Here is a 26,065-nt window from a genome sequence, read left to right as displayed (position 1 = left end):
TTCAGAATCGTCCTTAAATTAATCGGATTATCCGAATTTCCTTCTGATCCACCGACACTTCAATAACGTGATGTTTCGGACGGTAAGCCACGACACCTCCGCCTACATGAAGGACAGGTTCCTCACCCAGCGCATAGAACACATCATCTGCGAGCGCCTCCATTAACTCGACTCGCTGCGCTTCCTCCAGCTCTTCCCAGTCCGCCGTCTCCATTTCGAAGAACAGATAGCCATCCCCGATAGAATGCATGGCTTCCGCCAACTCGCTTAGAATATCGCTGTATTCCCTTGCATGTTTAACTCCCATTTCCAATTGCCCCACTTTCAGCTCTTATTCTCGCCTCTTATGTCTTCATTTTACACGAAATCAGATGAAAACTGCTAAAACATCCATTTTGCTCTAATCTGAGCGCTCTTTCTGACGATAATAAATAGAGATAGAATTGTCGAAATGCTATTCATTTTGTCAGTCTGACACATCAGATTGTCTAAAGCTGTTTCCCGTTCTCCGGGGCATAACCGATTAGGTCGGTTACAATGTCCTTATTATCTTATTAGACGAGGTGTGTCATGGAAAAATCTACTGTAATTGGTATCGCACTTGGACTCATAGCCGTTCTCGTCGGTATGACGCTGAAAGGTGCTCCGATCTCCAATTTAGCTAACCCCGCTGCATTTATGATTATCATTGTCGGAACTGCAGCCTCACTCTTCATCGGCTTCCCGCTGAGCGAACTGAAGAAATTCCCCAAGCTGATCAAAATGATCTTCACCGTTCAGAAGCTGCTGCCACGCGAAGAAGTCATCGCCCTCTTCATGGAGTGGGCAACAATCACACGCCGTGAGGGCCTTCTAGCACTAGAATCCAAAGTAGACGATATTCAAGATATGTTCCTTCGCAATGGGATGAGAATGATCATAGACGGTAATGACCAAGACCTCGTACGCGACGTACTGCTCGAGGACATTGCCGCTACCGAAGAACGTCACCGCGCGGGAGCTCTTATCTTCTCCCAAGCCGGCATGTATGCACCTACGCTCGGGGTTCTTGGCGCCGTAATCGGCCTGATCGCGGCACTTGCCGATATGAGTGACATGGAGAAGCTCGCACATGCGATCGCAGCCGCGTTCGTTGCTACTCTTCTAGGTATATTCACCGGTTATGTATTGTGGCACCCCATTGCCAATAAGCTCAAGCGTCTTTCCAAGCGTGAGGTTGAACTGCGCCTCATGATGGTTGAAGGCCTGCTGTCCATCCAATCCGGTGTTTCCACCATCGCGATTAACCAGAAGCTCTCGGTCTTCTTAACACCAACTGAACGTATTAAACTGAGTCAGAAGGGAGCCGAGGCCGTTGAGCAAAAAGCATAAAAGCGAACATCACGAGGAGCACATCGACGAAACCTGGTTGATTCCATATGCCGATCTCCTTACCCTATTACTCGCCTTATTTATCGTATTGTATGCGATGAGTTCGACCGATTCGAAGAAATTTCAAGATATGAGCAAAGCCTTCAATATTGCGTTCAGCAGCGGTATTGGCGTACTGGAACAATCCGCAGTCATCAGCAACGCCCATCAGTTTGAAGATGCCACTCAAACCAGACGCCGCGAAGCCAACGAAGATATGCAGAAGAAAGACATCGAGGCTCTGAAGCAGAAGGAACAAGAGGACCTCGAGAAGCTCAAGAAACAAGTCGACCAGTACATTAAGACGAATGGCCTGACTACGCAGCTCGATACGAAGCTCAACCAATCCCAGCTTACGATCACGATCTCCGACAGCTCCTTGTTCTCACCGGGCAGTGCGAAGGTCAAGCCGGATTCGCGCAAGCTGGCCGTTGAAATTTCCAACATGCTGCAGAAGTACCCGGATTACGAAGTGAAAGTATCCGGCCATACCGATAATGTACCGATTAACAATAAAGAGTTCGAATCCAACTGGGAGCTAAGCTCCATGCGGGCCATCCGTTTCATGGACATCCTGCTTCTGAATAAGAAGCTTGATCCGCATCTATTCAGTACAATCGGCTTCGGCGAGTATCGCCCGATTGCGCAGAATACATCCAACGTTGGACGTGCCAAGAACCGCCGCGTTGAAGTTTCGATTATTCGGAAGTATACCGATGCCAGCAAAGATGCCACTGTATCCGTAGCTGCGACCAAATAAACAAAAACCGTCAGAGGGTTCTGACGGTTTTTCACATTTACAGGGACAGCTCGATGGAACGCTTCACCAGCACATCCATCGCATCGACACAGTGCTGCTTCGTCCCTTCGCTAAGGGGAACAATCGACAGCTCCGTGCAAGCGATAATGATACACTGACATCCATCTTCCGTAATTAACAGATGAATGATATCCTCAAGCTCCTGCGGGTCGATTTGCACGCCGCGCTTGATATCCTTGTAGATCATATTCATGATTTGCTGCTGCATCGCATCTGACGGCAGATGCGGCACGAGCTTATGCTTCCGCGCAGATTCACTGTAGATTCCGCTGTGCAGCGTCCCATTCGTAGCAAGAATGCCGACTTTACAGCCATCCCCATATGCCTCGTGGATGACCTTGATGGACTCTTCCACCATGTTGATAATCGGAATCTGCGTCATCTGCTGCATCTCGTCTACGTAGTAATGCGCCGTGTTGCACGGGATTGCGATATTGGATACCTCGGCATACTCCAGCAGCCGGATATCCTTCTCAATCATCCGCAGAAACTGTTCGGGACTATTCTCAAGAATGACATGAGTTCGATCCGGAAGCGAAGCATGATTGAGTATGACCATATCAATATGATCCTGATCTCTGTCCGCAACCGTACTCTCGATAATTTGATCGATAAATACGCTCGTCGCCTTCGGCCCCATTCCGCCAAGTACACCCAACCGACTTCTCTGTTCCATCATTCAACCTACTTTATATGAGTTAATCTATAGCATTCGTTATTCGTTACCCTTCTTGGCCTTGCTCCGAAACCGCCGATTTCGTATCGTTCAGCAGCTTTAACGCAATTTCCGCCCCCGGGTCCATCCCTTGACAGCCCGCCAGTAGAATCACATCACCGCGCTCTGCCTTCGACAACGCGTAGGAGATCGCATCCGGCAGCTCGCGATACAGCTTCACGTCAATGTTCGCTTCCGCCATCACTTCCATGAACACATCCGCTTCCTCATCGGAAACGGTATTGTTCTTGTTCACATGAGACTCACTGCGCGTCGCGATAATCTCATTCATCTCGAGACGGTTCATCCATTTCACGATCGCTTCTGCATTCTCACGATTAATGATCGGCCCACGATTGCCACGGATTGCATAGACAAAATGGCACTGCTCATAGTCCATGTAACGCAGCGTTTCCAGCGTCACGTCGATGTTCCCCGGATTGGCAAAATGATCATCGATCATAATGAACGCATCTTCGTGAATAAACTCGAATCTGCGCTCTACACCGCCGAAGGTCCGCAGTGTTTCCTGAATCGTTGCAATGGGTACGCCGCACAGCAGCGCTATTGCGATTGCCGCCATCGAGTTGTAGACCGAATGCAGACCCGGAATGCGCAGCTCGACGCGGAACTCGCTAGGCGTGTACGCCACTCCGTCTCCCTCGAACGGCTTCCTAATTTCAACCGTAAACTTGGCTCGTCCGGTCGACAAATCCAGATCCTTGCAATACAGCGTACCCTCGCTGCTCTTCAGACCGTAAGTCACGACCTTTGCGCTTGTCTGATCGACCAGCGAAGCCGAATACTCGTTATCCAGGTTAAGCACAGCATAGCTATGCTCCCCGGCCCCTTTAATCAAGCTCGCCTTAGCCTCAAAATAATTTTCGAACGTCCCATGAGAATCAATATGCTCGCGGCTTAAGTTATTGAAGCAAACAATATCATAATCCACCGTCTCTACTCGGTGCGACTCCAGCGCGGCCGAGGAAACCTCCATGCTGACATGCGATACGCCGCGATCAACCATTTGGCCCAGATAGGACTGCAGATCAAGCGATTCCGGCGTCGTCAGCTCGGATGGAATTTGTACATCATCGATTTTGATAATAACCGTACCCATGAGTCCGGTCTTGAGACCATGATGCTCCAGAATCGCATTGGTCATATAGGTCGTGCTTGTTTTCCCGTTGGTCGCCGTAATGCCGATCATCTTCAGCTTCGAGGACGGATGACCGAAGTAAGCATCCCCCAGCTGTGCCATCGCAATGCGGCTGTTAGGCACGACATATTGCGGAATCGGCACATCTTCTTGGATATACTCAACAATTGCGGCAACCGCGCCGCTTCTAACCGCATCGCGCAAATACTTGTGACCATCCGTGCTATAGCCCGTTATACAAACGAATAGGTGCCCCGGTGACACCTTCTGTGAATGATAAGAAATGCCGCTGATCGTGAGATCCTCTGCCTGGAACGACTCGATAATCGTTGTCGCTTGAAGCAGTTCCTGTAATCTAGTCATAGAATGAATCCCTTCTTTCTATCCGCATAGCACCAAGTTGATGTCCGTCTTATAGCGCCTGCTTTGTAATCGATCGTCGATTATCTGCTGAATCTGCCTAATGCTTTGCCTGCTAACATACCTAGAAACGCGAAAGCCGGCTTCGGATCCTTCCAATCCCAGATCGCGTGCGCCTTAGGCTTGAAGTACGAAGCGATAACTTGTCCCACGGTAAGCTGCTTAGTCTTGATATAGTTGCGAACCGCCAGCAGATCCTCATACGCATACCAGAATACAAGACCCGTATCCTTCTTGACCGCATGCGGCGGAAGCGGCGAGCCTGTCAGCTCGCGGTACGTAATATAAGGAATATTCACGCCTGTGCGGTACAAGAGGTTATTTAAATTCGTTATCCGAACGTTGATTTCGATTAAGTAGTATTGGCCTGTAACGGCATCCTTCTTGAACTCGATCTCCGCGAAACCTTTGAACTTCACGGCTTCGAAGAATTTGGCACCCAGGTCATACAGTTCAGGAACATACCGCTGCCCCGTGTATACGGAAGCGCCGAAGTTAATCGGATACTGGCGGAATTTCTGGCAGGTTACCCAGTGCGTCACCTTCGCATCCTGGTTCATATAGGCATCGAACGTATACATATGATCGTCGAAGCCTGGAATGATACGCTGTACGATAACTTCCAGACCCGCTTCATGTGAGCGTGCAATCGCTGCTTCCAGCTCTGTCTGGTTATTCACCTTAAATAGCTTCTTGCGAAATTTAGCTACGAATGACGGGGAATCAACAGGTTTAATAATGCATGGATATTGAATAATCGTGTCGATTTTCTCTTTGAAATTGTCTTCGCCAACACGAACCGTTTCCGGAACCGCGACACCCATCTCTAATGCGATTCGCTGCAATGTTTCCTTGTTCATCAGCTTCGTATAGAGACCTTTCTCCGTCTGTGGAATCAAGAAACTCTCTCTCAATTCATCGAGATACTCGTCCACCACTTCTACATAGGAATCGTGGCAAGGAATGAGAACCGGCTTCACGGTCTGCTTGTCCGCATAAGCCTTCAGAAATTGAATAAAACCTTTCGGGTCTTCTTTATAGTGAGGCGCAATCAGCCGCTCTGAGCAATATTTGGACTTCACGGCGTACGTGTTTTTATCCGTATAATCGACCGCAACCGTATGTATGCCATGAATGCCTAAGCAACGAATCGTGCTTAAACCTATATAATAATTACATCCCAATATGACGGCCTTGTTGCTCATTAACAAACGCACATCCTGTTTGAATATATTTTTTTATAAATACCTCTATGCAAAGCGTTGACAATCCTATATAATTTTACTTCATGTATTCTAGGATTACAAATGTTATTATTGCTAGCTATAGAGGTAAAATCGACCGTTTAAACGACTCTAAGCAACGTATAGGAACGCCTACACGTTGCTTAGAATTACAAGAAACCAACACCGCCGACCCCATGTCGGACGATGTTGGTTTCTTCTTATTTCCCGGGAAAAGTGTCGAAACTTATTGATAGTTGAGCAGCGTGAACAGTTCCTTCAGCTCGCCATTCGTAAGGTCGCGCCATTTACCGCTCGCAAGCTGTCCTAATTGAATATTCATAATCCGCACGCGGCGCAGCTTCCTGACATTGTAGTCGAACGTCTGGCACATCCGCCGAATCTGTCGGTTCTTTCCTTCGGTCAGCGTAATCCGGAATACGCGGTCGCCTTCCTTCACTACCTTACAAGGCAGCGTCATCGCGCCTAGTATACGAACGCCTTCACTCATCGCCTTCAGAAATCGTGGCGTGACAGGCCGGTCTACGGTCACGATATATTCCTTCTCGTGTTTGCCTTCCGCCCGCAGAATTCGGTTGACGATATCGCCATCATTCGTAAGAAGAATTAGCCCTTCCGAATCCTTGTCCAGTCGGCCAATTGGAAAAATCCGCTCCGGATGCCCGATATATTCAACAATATTGCCCTCGACCTGCGATTCGGTTGTGCTTGTAATGCCAACCGGCTTGTTCAGTGCAATATAGACATGGCCTTTCTGCTCGCCGATTACTTTCCCATCGATCCGTACATCGTCACCCAGCTCCGCCTGGCTCCCAAGCTCGGCCGTGACGCCATTAATGGAAACGCGTCCGCCCTCTACCAACTTATCCGCTTCACGTCTGGAACAATAGCCTGTTTCGCTAATAAACTTGTTAATCCTCAACTGCCGTGTTCACCCCGCATGAAAAGTGCTTCTTATAGCTGTATTTTAGCTTGTATTGCATCATTTTCATAGATTTTTACGAAAGTTCCCGCTTCTTGCCCCGTAATCGCGACAGACCGGCGGCACAAGCTAGCCATGAAAGCAGCGACATCCTCTGCTTCAACAGGTCGGTACTTACGAAGCGCGCCTTGCATGATGAGCTTCAGAAGCGGCGTGAGTAAGATAGCCGCCTTCTCCCCGAGCCTGAACTCTTCCCGCTTCCCCAGCAGCAGAGACGGTCGCACAATATGCAGCTCCCGCAAGCCAAGTGCGCTCAGCTGCGCCTCCATCTCACCTTTGACCCGGTTATAGAAGATCGAGGACGATGCATTCGCTCCCATAGCGGAAACAATGATCATCTTCGCCGCTCCGTGCCGCGCCGCCCATTCCCCAAGTGCCACCGGATACGCCAAGTCTACCTGCCGAAAGGCTTCTTGCGTCTTGGCCTTCTTGATCGTTGTGCCCAGCGTGCAGAAGACGATATCCGCTTCTACGCCGGCCAGCGCCTCATCCATGCGGTCGAAATCCGCTGTGATCACCGTCAGCTTCCTGTTCGAGCCGATCTCGTCAGCAGTAGCACGGAGCGGCCTGCGGACGAGAATCGTAACGGCGCTGCATCTGCTGTCTTGCAGCAATTGCCGCAGCAGTGAAGCACCCACAAGACCGGTAGCTCCAACCAGGAGCGCTTTGTATGGCGCCGATGCCTCCATGCGTATCACCTTCTTGCATGTATTGTTCATAGGTGGCCATCCATGCAGCTACCCAGACTAACTAAACTTCAAGAAGCGCCTGCTCTTTGTTTAGCGGCAGCAGGATGTTCACCGTCGTACCCACATTCACTTTGCTCTTGATCTCCAGCATCCCTTGATGCGTCTGAATAATGCGCTGGCTGACCATGATACCGAGCCCGGTTCCCATATCCTTATCGGTGTAGAATGGGTCACCCAGCTTCGCGATCCGCTCTTCCGGAATGCCGATTCCTTCATCCGTAATGGATACGTTGACATGGTGCTGATCATTCCGCCTCGCTTCAATCGTGATCCGCCCGCCCTCCGGCATCGCTTCGATCGCGTTTTTGAGCACATTGATAAAAACTTGCTTCAACTGGTTCTCTTCACACGAGATTCGGCAATTCTCTAGGTCAAAATACGTCTCGAACTCAATATCGCACAGATGTGCCTGGCTATCGAGCAATGATATGACATCGCCAAGAATAAAACGAACATCCTTCACCTCAAAGCGCGTCGCCTGCGGTTTAGCCAGGATGAGAAACTCGCTGACGATCAAATTAATACGATCAAGCTCCGAGAGCATAATATCCACATGACGTGTATTGAGCTTCTCGGTTTCGAGCTGCAGCTGCAGAAATCCTCGCAACGTCGTTAGCGGATTGCGAATTTCATGGGCTACGCCGGCTGCCAGCTGGCCGACTGTCGTGAGCTTCTCTGACCTGCGCAGCAGTTCCTCCATCTTGTTACGGCTTGTCATATCGCGGGTTATACTCGCGATGGCACGGAGCTCTCCGTGCTTGTCTTGGATTGGCGATGTCGTTGCACTGACGGATATCCAATCGCCGTTCTTCGTTACTCGCAGCGTCTCGCGAGCGGCGAGCGGCTTGCCCGATTTGAGCAGCTCCATGGTTTGCTGTTCTTCTTCGTACAAATGCTCCGGAACAAGCGGAAGCATCTGCCCGATCGCCTCTTCCGTCGTATAACCGAACAATTGCTCGAATGCTCGGTTCACCTGTGTAATGCGGCCGTCCAAGTCCACGACATGGATGGCATCTGTCGTATGATTAATGAATGATTCCAAATACTCTTTCATGGATCGGTTCTCTTCGAACGCCATTTTCAGCTTCGTCATATAGATGTTGAGGTTCTTCGACATGGCATTCACGCGCTGCGCCAGCTGACCTAATTCATCCTTCCGCTTGACCTCGATGGTATCGTCGAATCTCCCGAAGGACACTTCGTTTACCTTCCACAGTATCGAACGGACCGGCCGCAGCAGAATATCCGATAACCAATAGCTGCAGAATACAACAACGATAAGCAGCACAATCGAAATAAAGATTTGATTGTTACGCTGTTCATCCGCCAGCTTCATAATAGGCGCCTTGTCGAACACAAGCCCAATCACATAGGGAACAGGCTCTTTCAGCGCAATAAAGCTCTTTATTACGGCATGATCGTTAATCGTTTCCTCGCGGAACACCATTTTGCCCTGCAACGATTCCTTCATACTCTTCTTATCTTTCTCTATTTGCCCATATTCATAACTGCCGAACGAAACCGCTCGTTCCTTCAACTGCTCGATGCTCACGATAGAAGGAATTTCTTTAATGGGCTCGTCACCAAACAGGTCCGGATTAAATCCCGTAATCTCCAGTATTGTCGGATTACCTGTCTTCAGTTCCGCTAACAATGAAGTCGTATGGGAGATCTTCCGTATATCTGTGAATTGGTCGCTTTTCATATAGAATCGAATGATGTAGTCCAAATTACGGTCCGTATAGAAGCTCTCTTGACCCAGAACCGTATTGTCAGTCAGCGTCAGCTTGTCCGGTCCTATCCAGAACTCATAATTAAGCGTCTCCTGCTCGATCGTTTGAGATTTGTGTGCGGCCCAAACATTACTGGCATCGCCGATCTCCGGCGGATTAGTCGATTGGACGACATAATACTTTGTGCCTTTCTGCTTTAGCAAAGACATGCTCGCAACGCCAACATTCTCTGCAACCTGTCTCAGCTGCTCATAAGTGACTTCATCGGCATGATACGGCAGCTGGCTCGCTGCAGAGAACGAAGCCAACTTCATCTTATCGGACAAGACCGTTTGAACGAATTCGATTTCCCTCGTATTTTGAATGACGTTTGCCGCAACCTGCTGACTGATCGACATCATTTTGAGCTGAATGTCGTCCCTTAGATTGACCCGCGTCGAATATTCGTTCAGAATCACATTAAGAACGAGCAGCACGAATACAATCAAGGAAATCATGACTGATAGTTTAGTTTTAACCGACATTATGCGACACATCCTTCGACACCAGCCTGTTGACAGCTACTTGGATCATACCATAATTGGCATAAAATGAAAGCAATCTCGCGCATCATTTCCTCTTTTCACCTGAGCAAAAAAAAAGTCGAATCGGGTGTGCGATATGTTAGTATGCCCAATAGTTATACACATGTTTCTCCCCATATTCACAAGACAATTTAATAGTTTGTGTACAGATCTGTGAATAATCACGAGTTATCCACAATTCTATGCACAACCTGTTAACAACGAATATTTGTTCGCGGCACAATTCGACAGTCGATTGACGTCGAATGGGTATAACTCATTATATAGAACAGGACCGGAGGCATAATTCATGACGGCGATTGGGACGGATTTTTTTCGAGAAGAAGACTATAAGTGGATGCAGGAAGCCATCCTGGAGGCGAAGAAAGCGGAAGAAATCGGTGAGGTGCCTATTGGCGCGGTCATTGTGAAGGATGGCGAAGTCATCGGCAGGGGCTATAATTTGAGGGAGACGAATTTAGATCCGACCGCGCATGCGGAGATGATCGCGATTCGGGAGGCTAGCAAGCATTTGAATGCGTGGAGGCTGCTGGACTGTACGCTTTATGTGACGCTGGAGCCATGTCCGATGTGTGCTGGGGCACTGGTACAGAGTCGTATTCGAAAAGTGGTGTACGGCACAACCGACCCCAAGGCAGGCTGCGCCGGCACATTAATGAATTTACTGCAGGAGCCTCGCTTCAATCATGAGACTGAGCTACTTGGCGGTCTGATGCAGCAAGAATGTTCGGATTTATTAACCCTCTTTTTCCGTCGTCTGAGAAGGCGTATCTAGCAGCATCGCTTACTAGTTCTTCTCGCTGAATCTGTTGTAGCGTTACGATAAGTTCATCTGCAGCTTCACTTATTGCAAGTACCTCAGGGTCAGTTAAACTTCCGCGGGCTTCAGCCATTTCGAACAGCTTTGTACGAAGCACCTGCAACTCATGGAGTAGGTTCATTTTGTCATTCATGACGCCCTCGGTACATCTCCTATCACATCTACTTAGTTACAGTTAGTAACTACATTCATTATATATGGTGCATGCTATTAATTTTGTAAAATCTTGTCGACACTTCTCCCCGATAATGGGGTAAAGTTTCGACAGTTTTCATCAGAAAATCCTTTTATCAGGACTATTTTCTCACTGTTATACAGCATCAATAGGACTAATAGACTTGCTTGCACCCGATTTGGCATTCATGCTATTATTATCCTTGCCGCGCGCCCGTAGCTCAGCAGGATAGAGCGACAGTTTCCTAAACTGCAGGTCGTACGTTCGAATCGTATCGGGCGCGCCATTTCATACAAATCCGTTTTGCTTCTGCGTATGTTCAAACGTAAATGAAGCGATAGGCTTGGCGTAAGGCACAACGTCTACAACGAACTTTCTAACGAACTATCCGCCAAGGTTGGCATGTAATAGAAGAGGAATTAGTCAAAGACTCCTGCGTATACCGCAGGAGTCTTTTTTATACTTGCTCGGGAAAACGAATTAAATCCCCTTGCAATGTATACCATTTAGGTTAATTGGGGCTGCATGCTCCATTGCCTGGAAGGAGTTATCCCATTTTAGTAAGCAGGCTCCATATCGCGCGATATCGCCAGAAGCTTCTTCTTGGCGCGATGAATTTGCGTCTTCACGGCTCCGATCGATATTTTTTGGATCGATGCCAACTGTTTGTAGGTCAGTCCGTAGCCATATACAAGCAGCAGCATCTTCCGCTGCTCCGGCTTCAAGCCATTTAGCAGCACCTCGTACTCGTCCAAGTTTTCTAAGCAACGCTCTATTCCCCCGTCGACGGCACCCGAAATGATCTCTATGCGATCGTGCGAGAATTCCTGTCTTCTGACTCTTTGCCTATACAGATCGATCGCGGTATTTCTGGAGATGACATTGAGCAATGCCTCTTGAATGTCATCGACCTTCTGGGTGTTAAACCTCCGGAAGATTTTGATAAACGTTTCTTGTACCGCGTCTTGAGCCAGAAAGTGATCCCGCAAAATGGAGTAGGCATAATAATAAAAGCGTTTATAGTGCTTCTGATATAGCGCGTTGAACACATCGTTCATTATTTCTTCCCTCCTTTCTGTCATATCCCTTAACATTCAGCACGCTTCGATGGGCTGCAATCTTTTCGATAAAAGCTTCCGTTTACTCGTTCAATACAGTCGTAATCCGGTTCTGAATCAAGTTTGCCGCTTCTTCCGCAGACTTCTGTCCGCCGTAGAGAATGTCGTAGTTGTCCACTTGCCTTCCATAGATTGAGAATAAGGCAGGCGCATTAAGAAAAGGGTAGGAAAAAGTTTAAATTTATCTTAAGTGGTCTATTTTTCTTCTATATAATTTTGTAAACAACCCTCAAAACAGGTACAATTCATACGTTCGAATCGTACGGGGTGCGCTATTCTTAAAAGCCACATTGCAGGTTTTTTGTTTTATATCCGAACATTCCTGACAGGCAAATTGCTTCAGGCGGTGAATGGGCAGACAGAATCAGGAGGCAAATGACGATGAATGTTACGGGTGACCGCGTATATATTCGTTTCTTAGAGGTTCAGGATGCAGAAGCATTACTTGATATGCAAGTGAGAAACCGCGAATTGTTTCAGAAGTATTCTCCCCTCTTCGCAGATGATTTCTACACGCTTGAATCGAAACGTCAGTCTATTAGCGATTCGATCAAGCAGCGCGAAGAAGATAAGAAATATAACTTCGGGATCTTCCTCAAGGAATCCGGCACTTTGATCGGCAGCGTGTCCCTTAACCAAATCTATCGCGGTCCGCTTCAGCGGGGCATGATTGGTTATCAATTGGACGGGCACTATAACGGCAAGGGACTTATGACAGAAGCTGTCTCGTTAACCGTCGCATTTGCATTTCATGAACTTCACTTACATCGCATTGATGCAGGTGTAATGCCGAGTAATACAGGTTCAATGCGCGTCTTAGAAAAGGCAGGCTTCCATAAAGAAGGTATTGAGCGACGTGGCGTAAAGATCAATGGCCAATGGGAAGACCACCAAATCTTCGCGATCCTATCCGAACATAACTAGCATGAGCTGCCTCGCTTGTGTGCCATAATTGAAATACAAAAGAACCGCAGCTGTGTGCGGTTCTTTTTTGTGCGAATAGCTATTTGGCAGCCACGAAGCTTCAAGGGTCCCACTAATCACCGCATTCAGAATTGTAACGGTTGTGACAGTGGCTATTTCACATAAAAAGCCGGGTTTTATACGCTAACGGTTGCCAATGAGCTTATATGATCAATTTTCAGTCGGAATCAACCCTTTTACTGCATATAACCTCTGTCACAACCGTTAGCGGTTTAAAAGTCCAATTTTTCATGAAATAGGCTCGCTGACAACCGTTACAAATTCCGGCTCTAGCCGTCTTGTTACTATCTTGATCCCGCAAACAAGGCGGACACGGCCTAGGCCTTGCCATCGCCAAATCCATTACCGATCAGCATAAAGGAAAGATTACGGCGCGGGCAAATAAGTCCAGCCACACTTCTAAAATGCTGCCATTTGTGCAACATTTCAACTGATATTAAGGCCTCGTAGAGGAAATGCTGCATTTATTGCAGCAATTTCTTCTCAAATCGCCACATATCTGCTCATTCCCTTCGAAATGTTGCATATTGAGCAACAATAATCTGCAGTAACCTCAAATTGGGTAATAATGTTGCCTTTCCTGCAGGATTTAGAATAAAAGCGGTTCGTATCCTTCCCAGATTGGATTGCTTCACCAATAGACAAGAGTAGCCACCGAAATAACCGGTGTAGTTAACGAGCCTTTCCAAAAACAAAGAGAACTCATTGGCGTATGAGTTCTCTTTGTTTTGTTCACTCTTAACCGACGCGACCAACAGCTCACTCCATAAACGTCTCAAGTGGGAAATTGAGCACGTTTACCTTACCGCCGTCCTTCGCGCTATACTCGAAGATCTGCAGCATCAAGGTTCCGTTCTTCGGCAGCTTATTCGCCGGAATCACGATACTTAGCTCAAAAGTCGACCAGGCCGGCGCGCCTTCAGGAAGCATATAGTTCTTCTCCAGCAAGTAGTTGTGCCCGTCCTCCACAGCATAATTCATCATCGCCTCGAACACTCTCGCCTCGCCGGTTACCTTGTACTTGCCCCCGCTCCCGGAGACCTCGACGTTGCGAAACGCATTATTTTGCGCAGACGTTTCGCCGGTACCGTACGAAATCTCCACCTGTCTCAGCGTGTTGTTCCACTCTACACCTGCACCCAGTAAATCACCGACTGCTCGCAGCGGCACATAGGTGCTGCCCTTATAATTCATAACCGGCAGGCTCTCATCTTCATAGGTTGTACCGTTCACCACAATCGGGTAAGCGGCGTCCCCGAGCACATATTGCTTCACCGCTGCACCTACTGTCGGCATGGCAAGCATGATCATACTTCCGGTTAATGCACCGACTATGAATCCGCGGATATGCTTCATCGCCTTCACACTCTTTTCATGGGCAACGCCCGATTTGGACTACCGATAGTACATCCTATGCGGGGACATCGACACTTACCCTACCCATGCAAAAAAGCCCCCAACATCACAACGTAATGTTGAAGGCTTCCTCCATCTAACTCACCAGCGACTGTACAGAACCACTCGCCTCTTTGATCCGCTGCAGCGTACGCTCGTTCTGCTCCGCGAGCGTAGTAATCGTTGCAGACAGCTGCTCCATCGTTGCGGAAGACTGCTGGCTAACCGCAGCCACATTCTCCGTCGCGCTCTCGATCGAGCTGCTTGCACCGCGGATCGCGGTCATGGTGTCGCGATAATGCTCCAGCGACTGTGCAAGCTGCTCCACCGTTTGACGCACGACCACGAACGCTTCACGCATATCCGTCGTAATCCGGCTGCTGGATGCCATCTGATGGCCAATCCCGTTCATGAGGCCGCGCGTAGCATCGGCTTGATTCTGCATGCTCTCGAGCTGCTCCGAGATCGCATCTGCCGTCCCGGCTGAGAGCTCAGCCAGCTTACGCACCTCGCCAGCTACAACAGCGAAACCACGACCGGACTCCCCGGCTCTAGCCGCTTCGATGCTTGCGTTAAGCGCAAGCAGGTTCGTTTCGCTTGCGATCCGGACGATCGATTCCGTAAACTCACTGACGTGCCCGATTACCCCATCCAGTGCCGCCATCTGCTCGGACATCCCTTTAACCGAGAGCTGGAACTGCGAGATGGTCTCGTAAAGCTCGTCCATTTTCTCGCCGCCGCTCGTTGTTGAACTGTTGGCTGATGTTGACTGGGCTTGCAGCTGATAAAGCGAATTGTCCATCGTCTCCAGCCGCACATGCGTTTCTTGCACCAATCTCGAAATATCGGAGGTAGAGGAAGCCTGCGTATTCGCGCCTTCCGTAATCTCTTGGAAAGCATGCGTCATCTCGCGGAACGAGGCTTGATTGGCTTCACTGGCTTCTGTAATTTGCATCAGATTGCTTGCAATCGACTCCACCTGCGCAAGCAATTGCTCTCTCTGAGCGGTCTGCTGCTTCGTTACCACTTCAGACTGCGCACGCATCGTTTCCATTTGAGCCGCGAAGTACTTCCCCGCTTGAACAAGTGCAATCAGAAGCGCGCTCACAAGCCCGAAGTACACGAAGATCCCAATTGCCGTACTGGAACTCAGCTGCTCGCCAAGCTTCGGACCTTGTACAATTAACACGTAGATGTTCATGAACAATCCGATACTGAGTCCTAACAGCAAGGGCGTCCATCTCATATAAATAACCGCAATGGCTACAATGTAATAGACCGAGAAGAAATTCGTAATCGATACGACATCGAACATAAGATAAAGTGTCAGTGCCGCGCTCCCGCCGACAGCGACATAAGGGAATATGTGCATACCCGCCTTGCGAGTCAGCATAATCCCAAGAACCGCGAGCAGCACGACGGAAATAGCAAGAATCATCCATTTACCTGCACCTGGAATTAAATTCAGCGCCATAACGCTGCCAACCGAAATAACCGATGACGCGATCAAGCCCATAAATACAATACGATTCCGATAAAATAAATCCGCGACCTGCAATTCTGACTGTGTCATCCTTTCAACCCCTACCCGATCTCAAAGTAGGATTAAACCCGTTCTACGAACCGCTCGGCAAGCCCAGCATCTCCTGGATCTTCTCTACAGGCACCGCGTCTTTCGGCAGCTCATACTCAAATTTAATCTCCTTATTTATATCGTCCAAGGAGAGGTCGAAATGAATGCCCAGCTTCATCCCTTGTGCGGAATCTGTCGATTCGATATTCATATCCAAGCCTTCATACGTCAAATATTCGTCCGTAATCCCGCCGGTAACGTCCAGTTGGTTGATCTTGATCGATTTCTTCATTTCGTCGACAGCCGCTTTGACCTTACCGTCCTCTTTCCCCTCCAGCTCCTTCTTGGCAGCCTCAAGATCGGCCTTCGTAAGCTTGAACAGCTTCATATAAGCCTCATTATTGAGCAAAATATCAATGATCTGAGGCGCCGCCTTCTCCATAATCGCCGTCCACGCCGCTTCAACATTCTTCTCGTTGATCGAGAAACGAACGAGCTGATCGACTTTATGATCGGCAGCCAAACCTTTCACATCCGCAGCTTCAGGCTCGCTGAAGTACGTTTTCTCATCCAAGCTGTCTACCAGTGCTTTCAGGAGGTCCTGTCCCACCTGCGGGGAGGCAGCAACATCGGCAGCGCCTTGTTCCTGCTCAAGCTTCTTCATATCAATTTCCACGAATTTGCCTGCAATCGTCTCCGGCAGCGGAAGCCCCGGAATTTGCGGTACCTTAATCCATGTTTTATCTTCTGTAATGATCATTGGAATCGATGCATTGATTTTCACATCGCCGCTGCCAAGCGTAACATCCATCGTCAGCTCTGCACGCATAGGCGATTTTTGAACCGAACCGTGTACATTAATGACGGTCCCCTTCAAGAAGGAGAGCATCATCGACGTCATGGCCGAATTCGCATTCCCAGCAGCATCCGCTGCCGCCGGAGGTAGCACCAAATCGTTGAAGGTCAATGTTCCTTTATATGTCATGCTGGTTGCTTTCTGATTGTTGGCCATCGCATCCATCATCGCTTCTTTCGGTGACGCCGCTGAGCTGCACCCCGCCAGAACGGCAAGCGAAGCCACGAGCAGCGCGGCTGTTCCCCGTTTCAATACTTTCATTTCAGAACCCCTCTCCTCATATGAGCACCTTCAATTTTACCCCATCCCGTCCCAATCCGAAAGGTTAAAATCATGGCATGCCCGCACGCAAAAAGCCCCCGTCTACCGGTGAATCTCCGGCTTCCGAGGGCTGAACGTGGATTGTTATACGAGCTGCAGCTTATCCTTCTGGATTATTGTGGCTCACATGATTAGCCTGCTTCGTCTTCTTCGAGCCGCTATGAGGCGCTTGTTGACTTGAACCGCCTGAACGCGACTTGGAGTCGTTGTTCTCAAAGGGATTAGGTACAGGAACATTCTTGGGTTTACCCATTACAAAAGCACCTCTCTAATCAAATAGTCGGGTTAACTCCGGGAATGAAACAGATCCGATGGTTCATCATGGTTCAATTGATCCTGATGCCTGCGATCATTCGTATCCTGCTGCAGCTGCTGCGCATGATGGCTGTTAACAGGGTTCTGATCTAAGTCTTCTACGACATTGCTTAAGTTTTTATCTGCGGTACCTTTAGCCTTCGTCATCGCTTGTATCTCCTGCCTTTCGCTTGGCGTACAGCCCTTGCCGGGTGTTAGGCTCCACCTCCGTTAAGCATGCGTCAGCCCGTGCAGCGCCTGTGCGCACTCATGAATATGGCGGGTATAATCTTGCACGAGCTGTTGAATAATGTCCGTGCGTTCATCCACCGTACGTCCGTCTTTCTCCACATCAATTAAAGTCGTTTGAATTTCGCGGCTGTCCACATAGGTCACTTTAAAATCAAACGTGTACATCTGGTGTCCTGCTATATGAATCGTGACGCGTAGAGCTTTTGGATCGGCCTCATCCGGCAGAACCTCGGCGCGGTCTGCAGGTTGAATCGTTTCCTGCAGCGTACGCTGCCATGCTGCAGTCAGCTGCTGTTGATCAATCGACAACTCGTCGTGTTTGCTCATCGCTTACCACCTCCATGCCGATAATATGCGGTTTTGGCTGCCTTTTTATGCGGCTTGGAACGTGAAGCAAATAGGAAAAAAGCGCCCAAGCGAATGATCGCTTGAGCGCTGTGCTGTAAAAGTTATGGCGGAGAGGGTGGGATTCGAACCCACGTGGAGTTGCCCCCTAACGGTTTTCAAGACCGCCCCGTTATGACCGCTTCGGTACCTCTCCAATGTATAAAGTCACCTATTTCAAAAGGTCACAAGACATATTGTACCACAGACGAATTCGGATAAGCAACTCCAAATTACGCCTGCAGTCCAATAATAATGAAGCTCGTATTAACGTGGTCCGATAACGGCTAGTCCGCCCATGTAAGGGCGAAGCACTTCCGGTACAACGACTGTACCGTCAGCTTGCTGGAAGTTCTCCAGAATCGCTGCAACCGTACGTCCCACCGCAAGTCCCGAGCCATTCAGCGTGTGCACGAATTCCGGCTTGCTCTTCACTTCCGGACGGTAACGAATGTTCGCACGGCGCGCTTGGAAGTCCTCGAAGTTGGAGCAGGAGGAAATCTCACGGTATGTGCCGCCGCTTGGAATCCATACTTCAAGGTCGTACGTCTTCGCCGATGTGAAGCCCATATCGCCTGTGCAGAGCGTCAGTACGCGGTAAGGCAGGCCAAGCAGCTGCAGCACTTTCTCAGCGTTTGCAGTAAGCTTCTCGAGCTCTGCATAGGAGTCCTCAGGCTTAACCAGCTTCACCAGCTCGATCTTGTTGAACTGATGCTGGCGGATAAGACCGCGCGTATCGCGTCCGGCCGAACCGGCTTCCGAACGGAAGCAAGCGCTGTAAGCTACGAAATTCTTCGGCAGATCTTCGGCAGACAGAATTTCTTCGCGGTGAATATTCGTCACAGGTACTTCTGCTGTTGGAATCAGATAATACTCGGTATCCGCAATCTTGAAGAGATCCTCTTCAAATTTCGGCAGCTGGCCGGTACCGATCAAGCTATCGCGGTTCACGATATAAGGCGGCAGCACTTCTTCGTAGCCGTGCTCATCACTATGTAAGTCCATCATAAAGTTAATCAGTGCACGCTCCAGACGAGCCCCCAGACCGCGGTAGAACACGAAACGCGAACCGGTTACTTTCGCTGCGCGCTCGAAGTCCAGAATCCCCAGATCCTGTGCCACTTCAAAATGCGCCTTCGGTTCAAAATCAAACGCAGGCACTTCCCCATGACGACGAATTTCCACGTTATCTTCTTCCGATGCACCAACAGGTACCGACTCATTCGGTACGTTCGGGATTGCGAGCATAAGATCCGCAATATCCGCTTCTGCTGCACGAATCTCTTCATCCAGCACCTTAATGCGGTCGCCAACTTCGCGCATTTCAAGAATAAGCGCTTCTGCATCTCCGCCGCTCTTCTTCAGCTTCGCAACCTCTTGCGAAACGGTGTTACGACGGTTCTTCAGCTGTTCCGTCTCCTGCAGCATATCGCGCCATTTGCCATCCAGCGCAGGGAACCCTGCGATCAAATCAAGCGACTTGCCGCGATTCTTCAGAGCTTGCTCTACTTTTGCATAATCATTGCGCATCAATTTAACATCTAACACGAAAGGTAACCCCTCTCTTTATCATTTTCATTTATTGCCTCTTGGAGCGTCCTTCATACGGACAGACATACCATGAGAGCCCAAACGGCAAAAAGACTGCGCATACGCAGTCTTTCTCCGTTATTCTTTAGCCGCAGCGGCCGCCGCTTCCTTCGCCATATCTAGGAAATACGCGTGCAGACGATAATCGTCTGTCAGCTCCGGATGATAAGACGAGGCCAGCAAATGCCCCTGGCGTGCCGTTACAATTTCACCGTTATATGTCGACAGGACGTCCACGTTTGGCGATACTTCTTTGATAAGCGGTGCACGGATAAATACCGCGCGCACCGTCTCATCGATTCCTTTAATCGGCAAGTCCGTCTCGAAGCTTTCGCGTTGACGACCGAATGCATTGCGAGCGACAGTCATGTCCATCAGCTGCAGATGCGCATCCTCTTGGCCTTCAATACGGTTAGCAAGTACGATGAGACCTGCACAGGTGCCGAAGATCGGCTTGCCTTGCTCGGAGAAATCGCGAATCGCCTCGATAAAGCCGTAATGACGCATCAGCTTACCGATCGTAGTGCTCTCTCCGCCGGGAATGATGAGGCCGTCCAGCTCTTGCAGCTGTTCCGTCCGCTTTATAGCGACGCCTTCACCACCCGCGGCTTCTATGCTTCGTATATGTTCCGCAACGGCGCCTTGAAGCGCCAGTACACCAATCTTCATCGGTTCATGCCTTCTTTCCGGTATTACCAGCCGCGATCCTGCATACGCTCGGAAGGATTCAGCTTGGAAATTTCAATGCCTTTCATAGGCGTGCCCAAGTTTTTGGACACTTCTGCGATCAGCTTGTAATCCGTGTAGTGCGTTGTAGCTTCAACGATAGCACGGGCAAATTTCTCCGGATTATCGGATTTGAAAATACCGGATCCCACGAATACGCCGTCAGCGCCCAGATGCATCATCAATGCAGCATCGGAAGGTGTTGCCACGCCGCCTGCTGCAAAGTTTACTACCGGCAGCTTGCCTGTTTGATGAACATCCAGGAGCAGATCATAGTTTACGCCGAGGTTTTTAGCTTCTGCATACAGCTCGTCCTTCGACAAGTTCTGTACCTTACGGATTTGACCTGTGATCAAACGGATATGACGGACCGCTTCAACGATGTTGCCCGTTCCCGGCTCGCCTTTCGTACGCATCATAGCTGCGCCTTCTTGGATACGACGAAGGGCTTCCCCAAGATCCTTCGCTCCACATACGAACGGTACAGTGAACTCGCGTTTGTCGATATGGAATACTTCGTCAGCCGGCGTGAGCACTTCGCTCTCATCGATATAGTCTGCACCCAGTGCTTCCAATACGCGAGCCTCTACATAATGCCCGATACGAGCTTTAGCCATAACCGGGATCGATACAACCTTCATTACTTCTTCAAGTATTGTCGGGTCTCCCATGCGGGCAACGCCGCCTGCAGCACGAATATCAGAAGGTACACGCTCAAGGGCCATAACAGCCGTTGCGCCTGCCGCCTCAGCAATCTTTGCTTGCTCAGCATTCGCAACGTCCATAATGACGCCGCCTTTTTGCATTTCAGCCATACCGCGTTTTACGCGTGAAGTTCCTGTTTCCATGTTCGTGAATCCTCCCAAAAAGTTTTTGCAATGTCATCCGTGAATGTGAATCGTTCCGGACTTGCTACTCTAACCAATAATTTTACATCATAGTAGAAAAATCGACAACCATCAATTCAAAGTACACGGGTTGCCTATTCATTTATCTAGAACAAATCAACGATCCCTTTGAACAAGCCGGAGATAAAGCCACCAAGTGCGCGGAACATCAGGCGCCACCAGCTGGCCTTCTTCACTTCCTCGGAAGTAATCAGCTTCACTGTTTTCTCGATGGACTTGCCCGTATCCGGATCTTTATACGCGTACGTAGCTGTGCCAACTTCTTGACCGTTTGCAATCGGAGCTACAAGCTCATCTTCCGATTTCAGCGTTACGTTCTTCAGCTCAATGCTAGGCGTTGCATTTTTTTTCACGAGGTAAGTCACGTCGGACGCCGTCATGATCGGCACTTCCTTCTTTTTACCCTTCTTTATTTTGACCGTCTTTGCCGTTTCTACAACCGTCTTCGGCGCAACAATCGTCTTTTTCTCAAAATTATTAAATCCGTAATCGAACAATTTTGCCGTTTGGACGAATCGCGCGGATTTAGAAGCCGCATCCATGACAACCGAAATTAAACGCAAGTCGCCGCGTTTCGCCGTTCCTGTGAAGCAATAACCTGCCGCACCGATATAGCCGGTTTTCATTCCGTCCACACCCGGATAGGCAAATTGCTTAAACGATTGCACGTTTTTGTTCGATTCCAGCATCCAGTTGAGATTAATCATGTCCGTCTTGTCACGCTCACGGAATCTGTAGCTTGGCGTGCTTGAGAATTCGAGGAATTCAGGATGCTTCTTTACCAGAATGCTTGCGAATTTAGCCAAATCGCCTGCCGAAATAACAGTCGTCTCTGCTAGACCCGTCGCACTTGTAAAATTAGCCGTTGTCAGTCCAAGCGCCTTCGCCGTCTCGTTCATCTTGGCAACAAATGCTTGCTCTGTTCCCGAAATGTGGTCGGCAAGAGCAATTGTAGCGTCATTAGCGGACTGAACAGCCATCGCCATATATAAATCTTTGACCGAATGTACGTCCCCTTCAGCCAAGTAGATTGCGGAACCATCAGGAGGAATGTCTGAAGCTTCCTTCGAAGTCGTTACCATGTCTGTCAGCTTCAAGCGACCTGCTGTAATCTCTTCCAGTACGAGATACTCTGTCATCAGCTTCGTCATACTTGCCGGCGGGTAAGCTTTATCGGCATTTACAGCATAGAGTACTTGTCCGGTATCTGCATCTATGAGGACAGCTGAACGAACTTCTATTCCCAGCGGATTCGGTGTCACTTCTGCGGCATAAGTAGTGTGGGAACCTAAATTAACAGTGAGCATCGTGGCAATTACAGTCGCGCAAATGGTCGGTACAAAGCGTACCCAGCCCTTTTTCGGTTTCAACGTCTTCTCTCCTCTTCTATCATTCATTCTCTCTAGTATTGTAACACAAAGAGAGCTGTTACCAAAAAAGAAAGACAGGAAAACGGTGAATCCCACCATCTTCCTGCCGGGCAGTTCTACTTTACTAATGCTAGGAAAATATAAGCGCCGCAGTAACTCTGATTACAACGAGTAGTTTGGTGCTTCTTTCGTGATTTGAACATCATGCGGATGGCTTTCACGCAGGCCTGCGTTCGTAATCCGCACAAATTGCGTGTCGTTCTTCAGCGCTTCGATATTCGCAGCGCCGCAGTAGCCCATGCCGGAACGAAGTCCGCCGATAAGCTGGTGAACCGTATCTGCCAATGGTCCTTTGTAAGCAACGCGGCCTTCAATACCTTCCGGAACGAGCTTGTTCTCGTTCTCTTGGAAGTAACGGTCCTTACTGCCTTCTTTCATCGCGCCGATAGAGCCCATACCGCGGTATACCTTGAAGCGGCGGCCTTGATAGATTTCCGACTCGCCCGGGCTTTCTTCTGTACCTGCGAACAAGCTGCCGATCATAATCGCGCTTGCGCCGGAAGCGATAGCTTTCGTTACATCACCGGAATACTTGATACCGCCATCAGCAATGATCGGTACATTATATTCACGTGCAACCGAAGCACAATCGTAGATCGCCGTAATTTGAGGAACACCGATACCTGCGATAATCCGAGTCGTACAGATCGAACCAGGTCCCATACCTACTTTAATCACGGAAGCACCGGCTTGAATCAATTCACGTGTACCTTCCCCTGTTGCCACGTTGCCGGCCACAATAGTGAGGTCCTCGTATTTGCTGCGAAGCAAACGTACCATCTCAATAACGTTCTTCTGATGACCGTGCGCGGTATCAATGACAAGCACGTCAACACCGGCGTTAACAAGTGCTTCCGCACGTTCCGGCGTATCTTTTGCAATACCGACAGCAGCACCGCACAGCAAACGTCCTTGACGGTCTTTAGCCGATTGCGGGAATTGAATAGCTTTCTCGATATCTTTAATCGTAATAAGTCCTTTAAGTGTGTTGGTTTCATCCACCAAAGGAAGCTTCTCGATTTTATGCTTCTGCAGAAGAACCTCTGCTTGCTGGAGCGTCGTGCCGACCGGAGCCGTAACCAGGTTTTCTTTGGTCATCACTTCGCTGATCTTGATGGAGTAATCATGAATGAAACGAAGGTCGCGGTTCGTAATGATCCCGACCAGCTTCTTATTCTGATCTACAACAGGTACACCGGAGATCCGGTATTTGCCCATCAGTTCTTCAGCATCGTACACATGGTGGTCAGCTGTCAGCGAGAAAGGATTGGTAATAACGCCGCTCTCCGAACGTTTAACACGATCTACTTCTTCTGCTTGTTGCGCAATAGACATGTTTTTATGAATAATACCGATGCCGCCTTCACGCGCCATAGAAATCGCAAGCTTAGCCTCTGTTACCGTGTCCATTCCCGCACTCATCAGCGGAATGTTCAGCTTCACATTCGGGCCAAGTGTTACAGATACATCTACTTCCCTCGGTAAGACTTCCGATTTACGCGGCACTAACAGTACGTCATCGAAGGTTAATCCTTCTTTGGCGAATTTATTTTCCCACACAGACTTGTTCCTCCTCTTGCAATTTACGTTCCCAAAACGAGCCTTCAAAAACCGCAGTTTTTGAATAGGCTCGCGTATATTATTGCAATATTAGCAGAGGGGTAGGGGGCTGTCAAGGCAAAGGGAGCAGGGGGAATTTGTCCATATTACGAACGATAATCATACTTGCAATTCGAACTCCACAGCAGAAATTCATGGATGCCTTGCTCGCGTGCGGCTTGGATTTGCTTATTCACCTGTGCGGCGCCGTATTGCTGATGCGGATGAACCCATCTCGCCGTAAAGCTTTGCAGCCAGGGTCGAATCGTTGCCGTCGACTGACTGCCGCTGCTCTGAATGATGGCATTTCGCCGTTTCGCATCCATCATTGCCTGCCTGATAATCGGGTAGGGATTGAGATCTGGCTGCTTTACTCCGTACATGCCTGTCGAATAGTGCGATGGGTAGGTCATCGGTGATATGACATCTACTGCACTCGAAACCGCTCGCCACGATTGTCCGATCCCCATATCATTCGTAGAAGAGGTCACTAATCCGAATACATCTGCAGAAATTCTGGCACCGGATTTATGCGCGCTCGTCCTTCCCTGCCGGAGAAAATAAGCGATCACATCCGACTTCGTTCTTCCTTCGCGATCTCCATACCGTACTTCACGATCCACCTTTGCCCCGTTATCGGGAAAACGCACATAATCGAATTGAATCTCATCAAAACCCTTAGCAGCTGCTTCCCCGGCAATCGCAGCGTTATATTGGCGCACTTGTTTCTGAAAAGGGTTGAGCCACGCCTTTCCTTGCACGTCCCTCCATACGCCTCCGCCTTGCTTCTGCAGCGCCATGCTCGGATGCATCTTTGCATAGAGCGGATCTTTGAAGGTGACGATTCTTCCGATGACATAGATGTGCTTGGCTTTGAGCTTTGCTATTAACCCTTCGATATCCGATATCGCCACATGACGGTCAGCCCCGATCGCATGCACAGCCGGCAGAGCGGAGTCGTAAGTCAATTGACCGTAATCATTCTTCACATCAATCACCATGGCGTTGAGGTCTGTCTTATCTAACAAATCAATAAGGGCGTTCATCCGTTTCTTACTGCCTGCCACCCATCCGGATACATAAATACCGCGTACCGGCTGATCCGGCTTGTGAATTTTACGAGAGCCTGCAACAATGGATTGCTCGCTATTCGTAGTAGCTGTGCTTGTTAGGATCTTCGTTGTTGATTTCATGCTTGGGGCTAATCTGCTGTTATGTTTTACAGTGAGTTGTTGTAGATCGGTGTTGGTCTGACTTTGTTGCTTTAATGGAGGAAGACTGATGTGATCTTGTCGATCAACCGAATTGCACCCTGCACAGACGATCATTCCCGACAAAATCATCGTCATGCTCATCTTCTTCATACCGTCCTTCGCCATCATCAGCTAGCACCCCCAGTACGTTGAATGACTACGTTACCAGTAGTATGTGCCCGCCATTCCATACAATTGTGTAGGAGATATAACCAGCATTGGTAAAAACATAACAAAAAACCGACCGTATAATTACGGTCGGTTCATCGTGCTTGGCGACGTCCTACTCTCCCAGGACCCTGCGGTCCAAGTACCATCGGCGCTGGAGGGCTTAACGGTCGTGTTCGGGATGGGTACGCGTGGTTCCCCTCCGCCATCGCCACCAAACGGTGATCGCGTTAGCGATACATGGTACAAAGCTTGCGCCTTGAAAACTGGATACGAACCTTTGCGAAGGTTTTCATTAGCTGATTGTTGTCCGAAGTTGAACATCCGAGCGAATGTTCGTAGGATAAGCCCTCGACCGATTAGTATTCGTCAGCTGCATGCATTGCTGCACTTCCACCTCGAA

The 26,065-nt window shown here is 49.1% G+C and carries 25 protein-coding genes, 2 tRNA genes, 1 rRNA gene and 1 pseudogene; 6 read left to right on the top strand and 23 right to left on the bottom strand.

The genetic code is table 11. The features are described 5' to 3' along the window. Positions 1-13 precede the first annotated feature (13 nt). Positions 14-307, bottom strand: coding sequence for a hypothetical protein (locus tag AC0YNS_RS25030; RefSeq protein ID WP_475783661.1), 294 nt, complete (start codon positions 305-307; stop codon positions 14-16). 263 nt (positions 308-570) lie between these two features. Between AC0YNS_RS25030 and motA the strand changes: the two genes are divergently transcribed. Together motA and motB are read left to right on the top strand one after the other, a co-directional pair. Continuing rightward, positions 571-1,371 carry a flagellar motor stator protein MotA gene (motA, locus tag AC0YNS_RS25025; protein WP_475783660.1) on the top strand — a complete coding sequence of 267 codons (801 nt, stop codon included), beginning with the start codon at positions 571-573 and terminating at the stop codon, positions 1,369-1,371. Continuing rightward, positions 1,355-2,170, top strand: a complete 816-nt coding sequence (gene motB / locus AC0YNS_RS25020) for a flagellar motor protein MotB (RefSeq protein WP_475783659.1) — start codon at positions 1,355-1,357, stop codon at positions 2,168-2,170. Before motA ends, motB begins: the two co-directional genes overlap by 17 nt. Before the next feature lie 37 nt (positions 2,171-2,207). Here the strand turns inward: motB and cuyB are convergent, their stop codons facing one another. From cuyB to AC0YNS_RS24990, 6 genes are all read right to left on the bottom strand, one after another. Beyond that, entirely contained in the window at positions 2,208-2,909 is a 702-nt protein-coding gene (cuyB, locus tag AC0YNS_RS25015) for a cysteate racemase (protein ID WP_475783658.1), read from the bottom strand. Between the two features lie 43 nt (positions 2,910-2,952). Next, the gene (locus AC0YNS_RS25010; protein WP_475783657.1) at positions 2,953-4,467 is read right to left on the bottom strand and encodes a Mur ligase family protein; all 1,515 of its coding nucleotides are present in this window, start codon (positions 4,465-4,467) and stop codon (positions 2,953-2,955) included. 80 nt (positions 4,468-4,547) lie between these two features. Next, positions 4,548-5,729 (bottom strand): carboxylate--amine ligase, encoded by a 1,182-nt coding sequence (locus AC0YNS_RS25005; RefSeq protein WP_475783656.1) that lies wholly within the window; start codon positions 5,727-5,729, stop codon positions 4,548-4,550. A gap of 265 nt (positions 5,730-5,994) precedes the next feature. Next, positions 5,995-6,690: a 23S rRNA pseudouridine(2604) synthase RluF gene (gene rluF / locus AC0YNS_RS25000; protein ID WP_090983899.1), complete on the bottom strand. Its 696-nt coding sequence runs from the start codon at positions 6,688-6,690 to the stop codon at positions 5,995-5,997. A gap of 32 nt (positions 6,691-6,722) precedes the next feature. Continuing rightward, on the bottom strand, positions 6,723-7,439 hold the full coding sequence (locus AC0YNS_RS24995; RefSeq protein WP_475783655.1) for an NAD(P)H-binding protein: 717 nt from the start codon (positions 7,437-7,439) through the stop codon (positions 6,723-6,725). A 61-nt stretch (positions 7,440-7,500) separates the two neighbouring features. After that, entirely contained in the window at positions 7,501-9,756 is a 2,256-nt protein-coding gene (locus AC0YNS_RS24990; protein ID WP_475783654.1) for a PAS domain S-box protein, read from the bottom strand. Between the two features lie 349 nt (positions 9,757-10,105). Between AC0YNS_RS24990 and tadA the strand changes: the two genes are divergently transcribed. Next, positions 10,106-10,591: a tRNA adenosine(34) deaminase TadA gene (gene tadA, locus AC0YNS_RS24985; RefSeq protein ID WP_090983895.1), complete on the top strand. Its 486-nt coding sequence runs from the start codon at positions 10,106-10,108 to the stop codon at positions 10,589-10,591. On the opposite strand, the gene AC0YNS_RS24980 is transcribed toward tadA, so the two are convergent. Beyond that, positions 10,497-10,757, bottom strand: a complete 261-nt coding sequence (locus AC0YNS_RS24980) for a Spo0E family sporulation regulatory protein-aspartic acid phosphatase (RefSeq protein ID WP_475783840.1) — start codon at positions 10,755-10,757, stop codon at positions 10,497-10,499. The two genes, tadA and AC0YNS_RS24980, sit on opposite strands and share 95 nt — an antisense overlap. A gap of 263 nt (positions 10,758-11,020) precedes the next feature. On the opposite strand from AC0YNS_RS24980, the gene AC0YNS_RS24975 reads away from it, so the two are divergent. Next, positions 11,021-11,097, top strand: a tRNA-Arg gene (locus tag AC0YNS_RS24975). A 271-nt stretch (positions 11,098-11,368) separates the two neighbouring features. On the opposite strand, the gene AC0YNS_RS24970 is transcribed toward AC0YNS_RS24975, so the two are convergent. Then, positions 11,369-11,869: an RNA polymerase sigma factor gene (locus AC0YNS_RS24970; RefSeq protein ID WP_475783653.1), complete on the bottom strand. Its 501-nt coding sequence runs from the start codon at positions 11,867-11,869 to the stop codon at positions 11,369-11,371. A 441-nt stretch (positions 11,870-12,310) separates the two neighbouring features. Between AC0YNS_RS24970 and AC0YNS_RS24965 the strand changes: the two genes are divergently transcribed. After that, on the top strand, positions 12,311-12,853 hold the full coding sequence (locus tag AC0YNS_RS24965; protein WP_475783652.1) for a GNAT family N-acetyltransferase: 543 nt from the start codon (positions 12,311-12,313) through the stop codon (positions 12,851-12,853). Positions 12,854-13,221: 368 nt separating this feature from the next. Continuing rightward, a pseudogene (locus tag AC0YNS_RS24960) lies at positions 13,222-13,347 on the top strand (hypothetical protein); the annotation flags it as partial. Between the two features lie 325 nt (positions 13,348-13,672). Here AC0YNS_RS24960 and AC0YNS_RS24955 read toward each other — a convergent pair. The 14 genes from AC0YNS_RS24955 to rrf all read right to left on the bottom strand — a co-directional run bounded on the left by AC0YNS_RS24955 (position 13,673) and on the right by rrf (position 25,881). After that, positions 13,673-14,269 carry a Gmad2 immunoglobulin-like domain-containing protein gene (locus tag AC0YNS_RS24955; RefSeq protein WP_475783651.1) on the bottom strand — a complete coding sequence of 199 codons (597 nt, stop codon included), beginning with the start codon at positions 14,267-14,269 and terminating at the stop codon, positions 13,673-13,675. Positions 14,270-14,405: 136 nt separating this feature from the next. Then, entirely contained in the window at positions 14,406-15,881 is a 1,476-nt protein-coding gene (locus AC0YNS_RS24950) for a methyl-accepting chemotaxis protein (RefSeq protein ID WP_475783650.1), read from the bottom strand. Positions 15,882-15,924: 43 nt separating this feature from the next. Further along, positions 15,925-16,998, bottom strand: coding sequence for a hypothetical protein (locus AC0YNS_RS24945; protein WP_475783649.1), 1,074 nt, complete (start codon positions 16,996-16,998; stop codon positions 15,925-15,927). Positions 16,999-17,158: 160 nt separating this feature from the next. Further along, the gene (locus AC0YNS_RS24940; protein WP_475783648.1) at positions 17,159-17,311 is read right to left on the bottom strand and encodes a small acid-soluble spore protein P; all 153 of its coding nucleotides are present in this window, start codon (positions 17,309-17,311) and stop codon (positions 17,159-17,161) included. Positions 17,312-17,343: 32 nt separating this feature from the next. Continuing rightward, the gene (locus AC0YNS_RS24935; protein ID WP_192043408.1) at positions 17,344-17,520 is read right to left on the bottom strand and encodes a hypothetical protein; all 177 of its coding nucleotides are present in this window, start codon (positions 17,518-17,520) and stop codon (positions 17,344-17,346) included. 63 nt (positions 17,521-17,583) lie between these two features. After that, positions 17,584-17,931, bottom strand: coding sequence for a hypothetical protein (locus AC0YNS_RS24930; protein WP_475783647.1), 348 nt, complete (start codon positions 17,929-17,931; stop codon positions 17,584-17,586). 125 nt (positions 17,932-18,056) lie between these two features. Beyond that, positions 18,057-18,145 (bottom strand) — tRNA-Ser (locus AC0YNS_RS24925). A 110-nt stretch (positions 18,146-18,255) separates the two neighbouring features. Further along, complete coding sequence (gene serS / locus AC0YNS_RS24920; RefSeq protein ID WP_475783646.1) at positions 18,256-19,536, bottom strand: serine--tRNA ligase; 1,281 nt, start codon at positions 19,534-19,536, stop codon at positions 18,256-18,258. A 120-nt stretch (positions 19,537-19,656) separates the two neighbouring features. Next, positions 19,657-20,247, bottom strand: coding sequence for a pyridoxal 5'-phosphate synthase glutaminase subunit PdxT (gene pdxT / locus AC0YNS_RS24915; protein ID WP_475783645.1), 591 nt, complete (start codon positions 20,245-20,247; stop codon positions 19,657-19,659). Positions 20,248-20,270: 23 nt separating this feature from the next. Next, entirely contained in the window at positions 20,271-21,152 is an 882-nt protein-coding gene (gene pdxS / locus AC0YNS_RS24910; RefSeq protein ID WP_475783644.1) for a pyridoxal 5'-phosphate synthase lyase subunit PdxS, read from the bottom strand. A gap of 146 nt (positions 21,153-21,298) precedes the next feature. Next, positions 21,299-22,582 carry a D-alanyl-D-alanine carboxypeptidase family protein gene (locus AC0YNS_RS24905; RefSeq protein WP_475783643.1) on the bottom strand — a complete coding sequence of 428 codons (1,284 nt, stop codon included), beginning with the start codon at positions 22,580-22,582 and terminating at the stop codon, positions 21,299-21,301. 162 nt (positions 22,583-22,744) lie between these two features. Beyond that, the gene (gene guaB, locus AC0YNS_RS24900) at positions 22,745-24,202 is read right to left on the bottom strand and encodes an IMP dehydrogenase (RefSeq protein ID WP_475783642.1); all 1,458 of its coding nucleotides are present in this window, start codon (positions 24,200-24,202) and stop codon (positions 22,745-22,747) included. A gap of 146 nt (positions 24,203-24,348) precedes the next feature. Beyond that, a complete protein-coding gene (locus AC0YNS_RS24895) occupies positions 24,349-25,623 on the bottom strand; it encodes a putative glycoside hydrolase (protein ID WP_475783641.1) in 1,275 nt (424 codons plus the stop codon). Positions 25,624-25,764: 141 nt separating this feature from the next. Next, a 5S ribosomal RNA gene (gene rrf, locus AC0YNS_RS24890) occupies positions 25,765-25,881 on the bottom strand. Positions 25,882-26,065: the final 184 nt, after the last annotated feature.

Source organism: Paenibacillus sp. J22FR21 (assembly GCF_056269135.1).
This window is presented reverse-complemented; position numbering and strand designations above follow the sequence as displayed.